General features: G+C 66.9%; 2 protein-coding genes and 3 pseudogenes. 2 read left to right on the top strand and 3 right to left on the bottom strand.

Annotation, left to right across the window (positions count from 1 at the left end):
- Positions 1–37: 37 nt before the first annotated feature.
- Both ACFC79_RS37925 and ACFC79_RS37920 read right to left on the bottom strand, forming a co-directional pair.
- The gene (locus ACFC79_RS37925; RefSeq protein WP_376249792.1) at positions 38–1,042 is read right to left on the bottom strand and encodes a hypothetical protein; all 1,005 of its coding nucleotides are present in this window, start codon (positions 1,040–1,042) and stop codon (positions 38–40) included.
- Between the two features lie 781 nt (positions 1,043–1,823).
- Positions 1,824–4,358, bottom strand: coding sequence for an NPCBM/NEW2 domain-containing protein (locus ACFC79_RS37920; protein WP_376249791.1), 2,535 nt, complete (start codon positions 4,356–4,358; stop codon positions 1,824–1,826).
- 770 nt (positions 4,359–5,128) lie between these two features.
- On the opposite strand from ACFC79_RS37920, the pseudogene ACFC79_RS37915 reads away from it, so the two are divergent.
- Positions 5,129–6,054 (top strand): annotated as a pseudogene (locus tag ACFC79_RS37915) (IS630 family transposase); the annotation flags it as partial.
- A pseudogene (locus tag ACFC79_RS37910) lies at positions 6,011–6,370 on the top strand (transposase); the annotation flags it as partial. The pseudogenes ACFC79_RS37915 and ACFC79_RS37910, both read left to right, overlap by 44 nt.
- A 189-nt stretch (positions 6,371–6,559) precedes the next feature.
- Here the strand turns inward: ACFC79_RS37910 and ACFC79_RS37905 are convergent.
- Positions 6,560–6,727: pseudogene (locus ACFC79_RS37905) on the bottom strand (ATP/GTP-binding protein); the annotation flags it as partial.

Raw genomic sequence — 6,727 nt, 5'->3', positions numbered from 1 at the left:
CGCTACGAGAAACGCGCCTACATCTACCTCGGCACCGTCACCCTCGCGGCCCTCGCGATCTGGCTCCGAACATGATCCAAGAAACAGACCCTAGAACCCAAGGACACCGGACCGCCCCTACGGGCGTGTACGAGACCTGCCGCAGGACCGGGCGGGTGCCCGGGCCGCCCGCCATCGGGTCAGCAGAACTCCTCGACGTACAGCAGGGTTCGGCCTTCCCCGGTGACGGTGCTCCCCCGCCCGCCGCGTCCAGGAAGGCGGCGAGGGCGCGGCGTTCGTCTTCCTCACGTTCAAGGAGTGCCGCCAGGACGCGCATGTCCCGGTGGGAGGTGATCGCGGCTTTCAGCACGGCGGCGAGGACGTCGGGCGGCAGGGCCTCGGCCTGGGTGGTGGAGGTGCCGCTGAACGAGCGGTGATCACTGGCCTTCGGTGGGGCGGTAGGCAGCCCGTAGTCGGCGATCTGCTGCTCGGTCACCGCCAGGCGCTCGAAGACGACCTCCGTTCCCGGGGCGTCCACGGCGGCGGACGCGGTGACGTCCTCGGCCAGCGCGGAGAACAGGTGGACCCCGCTCTGGTCCCAGTCGGAGACGACGAGGACCCTCACCGCGCGGTGTCCGTCCGCGGCCGCTCGCAGCGCTGCTCCCCGTTTCGCCGGCAGCCCGTTGAATCCGCTGCCCGAATACACCGGCACGCCGTACGGGTCGGCGACGGCGACAAGCTGGGGAACCATCCCGGCCGTCTCGCAGACAATCTCAAGCCGCACCGGCTGGCCAGCCTGCCGGTCCAGCTGGTAGTCCAGTGCCGCATGGCGCAGCCCGGCCCGAAAGTCGTCGGGCCCGTCGTGAGCGACGGGTTCGACACGGATCTCGGTATCGTCGCGCAGCGCCTCCCATGGGATACGGCCCGAGCGGCGGGCCATCCCAAGGAGCTCCACCGTCTGCTTGTAGGTGCGCTCCTCCTTGACCAGCACGCCATCGGAGACCAGCGAGTACCAGACCTGCCGGATCGTGAGCGGCAGCTGAGCCGCATAGCGTGTGCCCACACACCCCGAGGCGGCGCATCTCGTGGACTCGCTGGTGGCTTCCGAAGGAGGTCTTCTCTCCTACGGCTTTGGCGCGCCCGGCAGGGAGATAGCCGTCGCTGCGGGCGCGCGACTGGCGGCTGACAGAGGTAGGGCACTGACGGTCGTCGACTTCCGCCACCTGCTTCCCCAGATCCGCTCCGTTGTGGAGGAGGTGTGCCCCGGTCTCGCCTGCGCGGTCATCTCCGCCGGTGAGGCGGCCGAGCAACCTCGAAGTAACGATGGTGTTCTGGTCGTCCACGTCGAACTCCTGCACGACCCGCGAACCCGCGAGGCACTCCTCGCGATGGCAGGCACCGCCGACAGCCTCATCGTGGCCAGCAGAGACGACTTCGACGAACCTCCGCTCGATGCCCTTGCCATCCCTCGCTTCGTCTTCAGACCCAGCGAGCCGATGTCTCCCGCCCTGCACGAGCCCTCATGGGGCCCAAGGGTGAGGGAACGGAGCTTCGCACCCTGCCGTTACCAGCAGCGCACGTCAGGGCGGGGACAGGTCTTGAACACTGACCTGGGGCTACGTCGTCAACTTCATCGCCCCTCCCACGGACGAACCCACTTGCCACCAGCGACTTCGTGTCGCACCACCTCGAAAGTGCCCTCCGCCTGGACCGACAGAACCCCTCAGCGAGGTTCATCGTCCCAGGTCAGGAAGGCACTTTCGCGTTTTCGCCGCACCAGCCGCCATACCCAGGTGAAACGGCGAGGCCAGGTTGTGGTTCTTCTGGTCGACAGGGGTCGGGCGTTATGGCAGCAGCTTGGCGCCCGCCCAGTCGGCGTGGTCGCTGTTGATGCCATCGCCCGCGTCGGTGACTTTCAGGACCAGGGACTTCACGCCCTTGATGCTGACGTCGACGGACCGGGTCGGGCTCGCCGACGTCATCACCTCCGGGGTCTCGTACAGCTTGGTGCCGTCGCCCCACACTTCGAACCTGACGGTCGAGTTCGCGCTGACCTCGTCATCGACGCCCACGTCCGAATGGAACCGCGAGTAGGCGCCATTCAGGGGGTATGTGACGGTGCTGTTGGCGTGCGTGCCGATGCCCTTGGCGTACGCCGTGCCGTTCAGCCTGATCGGGTTCCCGTCGATGCTCCGGTCCTTGCGCAGGGTGCCGAAGTCGCTTTGGGCGTCGCTCCAGGTGAGATCACTCAGATCGACCGTCTGCCCGTTCCCGCTCGCGGCGGTGGTGACGGAGACGGCGGTGCTGGCGCCGGAGGCGTTCTGGGCGGCGTCCACCGCCTTGACGGTGAACGAGTACGGCGTCGAGGCCGACAGTCCCGTGGCGGTGAAGCTCGTGCCCGCGGACGAGCCGACCAGCGTGGTGCCCCGGTAGATCTGGTAGCCGGTCACACCGACGTCGTCGGTCGAGGCCGTCCACTTCAGGTCCACGCTGTTCGAGGTCACGTTGCCCGCGGTCAGGCCGGTCGGCACGCTGGGGGCCGTGGTGTCGCCGACCGTGGTGCCGGCGCTCGCGGTCACGGACGCGCCGACGGCCACTGGGACGGTCACGTAGGAGACCGTCTTGCCGTAGAGCGACTTGGTCCGCGGCGTCTGCGCGACACCGTTCACGGTGATCGTGGAGGGGGTTCCGTAGAACTGGGCCTCCCAGGTAATGGTGCTGCCGGAGTTGTTGGTCAGGGTGGAGGCCGTCGTACCGGTGTGCTTGAGCTTGAGGTCGTTGTCACCGACCTTGAGGTGGTCGATCTCCACCCACGGCGTCTCGGAGGTCAGCCGGGGGACGGTGGCCACCTTGTCGTGCGGGGCGTCCGGCTGAACACCCATCATGCCGTCGATGACGCTGCTGACCGCGAGGAACGAGATCTCCGGGTAGCTGTCGCGGCCGGTCATGAGCTTCTTGAGCCAGGCCCAGCCCTCCGCGGACCGGTTGTACTGGTAGTACATCTCCGGCAGGTAGGAGGTCGCCTCGACGTTCAGGTTGTCGTCGTTGGCGGCGATGAAGTCCAGGTAGCTGTCGGTCCTGGCGCCGTGGTCGCCCAGCCCGGTCAGCATCATCAGGAAGCTGGCCTCATGGCCCCAGCTGCTGTAGCCCGTGCCGGCCGCGTCCTTGCCGCGGAAGTACCGGTTGTTCGACGCGTCCCACCACTTCGACTCGAAGTCGTCGCGCACCCGCTGGGCCCGGTCGGCCCACTTCGAGCTGTTGGCGGTGTCGCCCTTCGTCTTCAGGATCTCCGAGTAGGCCAGCATCGACTGGTACTGGTACCCGAGCGAGTCGGCCGCCGAGACCAGGTTCTCGTTCGGGAACTCGAAGTACGTTGCCGTGTACTCCCCGGGCTGCTTCTTCGAGACCGACTGCTCACTGGACGGGTTCGTGTCGTTCCACACCACCTCGTGGTTGGTCAGGAACTGCCCCATCGTCGAGTCGTAGTACGCGGAGAGGGTCGGATCGTTGATCCAGTCCGAATTGCCCGTCCACTGGTACTGCTTGTACGCCTTGGCCATCACGTTGAACGGTGACGGCAACTCCCGGAACCCGGTGCCGTCGATGTAGTACATGGCGCCGTACGAACTGTGTGCCCACAGCGGCCAGCCGTCCTGGCCCGGATCGTCGGCGTCGTCGGCGAAGGTCCTCAGCATGTTGAAGGTCTCGGTATCCAGGCCGAGCGCGTGCGCGCCGTCGGACTGGTGGGAGATGTCCCGGTTGTAGAAGGACTCCCGGTTGGTATATGCACCCCAGTAGCCGGGGGTCACCGAGGTGTGGGTGGAGTCCTTGAGGCGCCACCACTCCGGTTCGTGCCCCATCATCGGGTTGCCCGGGTAGAAGGTCATGCCAAGGGCCCGGTTCTTGCCCCAGTCGAAGCCGTCGTTCAGCGTCGTGTTCGGCGAGTTGATGGTGAGTGTGCTGGTCGGCGGACCGACGTGGGCCTGAATCGTGATCCTGTCGACGCGCGGCACCTCGCCGGCAGAGGTGGCCGTCAGCTCGATGACGTCACCGGCCTTGAGCGTGACCTTGCTCGACGTCCGGGTGTCGATGTTCACCGGGTCGGTGTAGTCACGGCCGTAGCGCAGGGACGTCGACCAGGAATCCACCTGGGTGGAGTTCACGGAGAGCTTGTACGTCACTCCGTTCGCGGTCTTGCCGTTGTAGCGCGTGATGAGGTCGTACGTCCCGTCGGCGCCGTTGAAAGTCGTCCTGGCGGTGCTCGTCTGCCCCGACGCGCCTCGGGCGTAGGTGACGTTGTCGACCGACCTGCCGTTCCAGGTGTGGTCCACGGTCTCCGTCGCGAAGTTGGTCAGCGACATGTTCTCGACTTCGAGCACGTAGGGTCCTGCCACCGACCCCGCTGCCGCGGGTGAAGCGGGCAGGGCTGTCGCGGTGCCGACCGTTGCCAGTACGGCGGATAGTGCACAAGCTAATCGACGCATGCGTGATCGATCCTTTCGAGTGGGGGCGCTCCTCGTTCCGGCGACGGTCGACCTCAACCGTCGCCGTGGGGTGTGAAACGTGCCGGGCGGAGCGCTCCCGGCGGCTGCCGGCGGCTCCATCCGCTGCGCGTCATGTTGGAAGAAGTTGACCTGTGTTGCATATTGAGTACTTCACGGCAAAGCGCTGTCAATAGCTGTGACCGGCTCGGCCGTTGCGCTTTCACTCCCGCGCAAACCTGGCTCCCCATCCCGATCCCGATCGTGTCGGCCCGGAAGATGTCGAGTCTCCGCAGGTCAACGACGTGAAACGATCGGGCGGCACCGAGTGACCGAGGCGGGACGGCCCCACCGGGAACGCCTCGCACGCCCCGGGCTCGATCGTCTACTTGGGCTCTGTCACGTTGGCTGGCGGGGTGGGATGATCTCCGGGTTGATCATGATGGAGGCTGCGGCTGTGGCGGTGGGGTGGCCACGCCAACGACGGGAGGCCCTGTCTCGTCACCACGCCACTCTGACCAGCCCGTTTCACCTACCAGCACAGGATGAAAGAGGCTCCGTGACATTATTGATACGAAATGCTTTGGGTTCATGCTCGTTGACGGTGTGTGAGTGATCTGGTGGGGGATGCGCGGATCTGGTCGCCGGAAGCGCAGGAGGCTGTGCGGTTGCTGGCGGTGTCCGCGCTGGTGGAGGGCCGGGACCGGGTAGAGGCCGCGGCCCTGTTCAAGGTGTCGGTCAGGGCCGTGGACAACCGGTGGACGAAGTGGCAGACCGGTGGCCGGGACGCGCTGCTGTCCCGTCCGCGCGGCCGCCGGGTGGGCGAGCATCAGGCACTGTCCGAAGCCGAGCAGGCCGCCGTCCGACAGGCCGTCCTCGATCACACCCCCTCCGGCCCGGGGCTTTCCGGTCAGCTGTGGACACGGGCCCTGACAGGCGAGCTGATCTTCAAGCTGTACCGGATCCGCTTCACCGAACCCGGCGTGGGCAAGTACCTCAAACGCCGGGGACTGACGTTCCAGCGACCGGACGAGCGGGCCGTCGAGCAGGACGCGGAAGCGGTCCGCGTCCGACACGAGGAGACCTGGCCGGCGATCCGGGCCGGAGCGAAGGCGGAGAGGGACGAAGTCCTCTTCGCCGACCAGGTCGGGGTCCGCTCGGACCAGGTCGCCGGACGCACCTGGGGTGCCAAAGGCACGACGCCGGTCGTCCGCCGCACCGGGAACCGGTTCTCCGTGAACGCGGTGTCCGCGATCAGCACGAAGGGCCGGATGCGCTTCATGGTCTTCACCGAGTCGTCCGACGCGAAGACTCTGTGCCGCTTCCCGGACCGGCTCGTCGGGCTTTCGACCGCAAGGTCCACCTGATAGTCGACCGGCACTCGGCCCACCGCTCGAAGACCGTCCGGACCCGGCTCGCCGACCACAAGGATGAGATCGAGCTGCACTTCCTGCCGTCGTACTCACCCGAGCCGAAACCCGACGAGTTGGTCAACACCGACCTCAAACGCAGCCCGCCCCACACCCACCGGGCCAGGAACCAGGCCGAACGCCGAGCAGGCGATCGACGCGTTCATGAAGACCTACGGCGCCAAGTTCCCCAAGGCCGTCGCGAAGATCACCGACGACCGCGAGGAACTGCTGGCGTTCTACGACTTCCCGGCCGAGCACTGGATCCCCCTGCGGACCACGAACCCCATCGAGTCAACCTTCTCCACGGTCAAGCTCCGCACCAAAGTCACCCGCGGCGCGGGCAGCCCGGCCACCGCGCTCGCCATGGTGTTCAAGCTCGTCGAGTCCGCCCAGGCCCGCTGGCGCGCGATCAGCGGCGCCCACCTCGTGGCCCTGGTCCGCGTCGGCGCCCGGTTCGAGAACGGCGTCCTGGTCGAGCGCGACGAACTGGCGGCATGAGCACGCGTCCGAGTGCGGTGCCGCGGTAACGCTCGGAGGGGGGTTTGTTGGTGTGCCGGGTCGTTGGTGGTCTGGGGTTATGTGTTCTGTGTTGAGGACAGGTGGGTTTGTTGTAGGTAGTTCTAGCGTGTAAAGGCCCGGCTGGTGTTTGTGCTGGTCAGGGCTGTTCTGCCTGTCTGGCAGGTGGGCCTATCGGCTTCGGCGGGGGCGGTGGTGGGTTTCGGCGAGGTGGTCGAGGCGGATGGCTTCGAGTGATCGTTTGGTGATGCGTTCGGTGCCGTCGTGGATGGCGGTGATGGCTGCTTGGCGGATGAGCCGGGTGAGGGACCCGATCCGCCCCGCGGTACGCGCGTGGAG

Origin of the sequence: Streptomyces sp. NPDC056061, from assembly GCF_042266885.1 — a bacterium.
GTDB lineage: Bacteria > Actinomycetota > Actinomycetes > Streptomycetales > Streptomycetaceae > Streptomyces.
The sequence above is the reverse complement of the archived record's forward strand: the minus strand, read 5'-3'. Positions and strand labels throughout refer to the sequence as shown.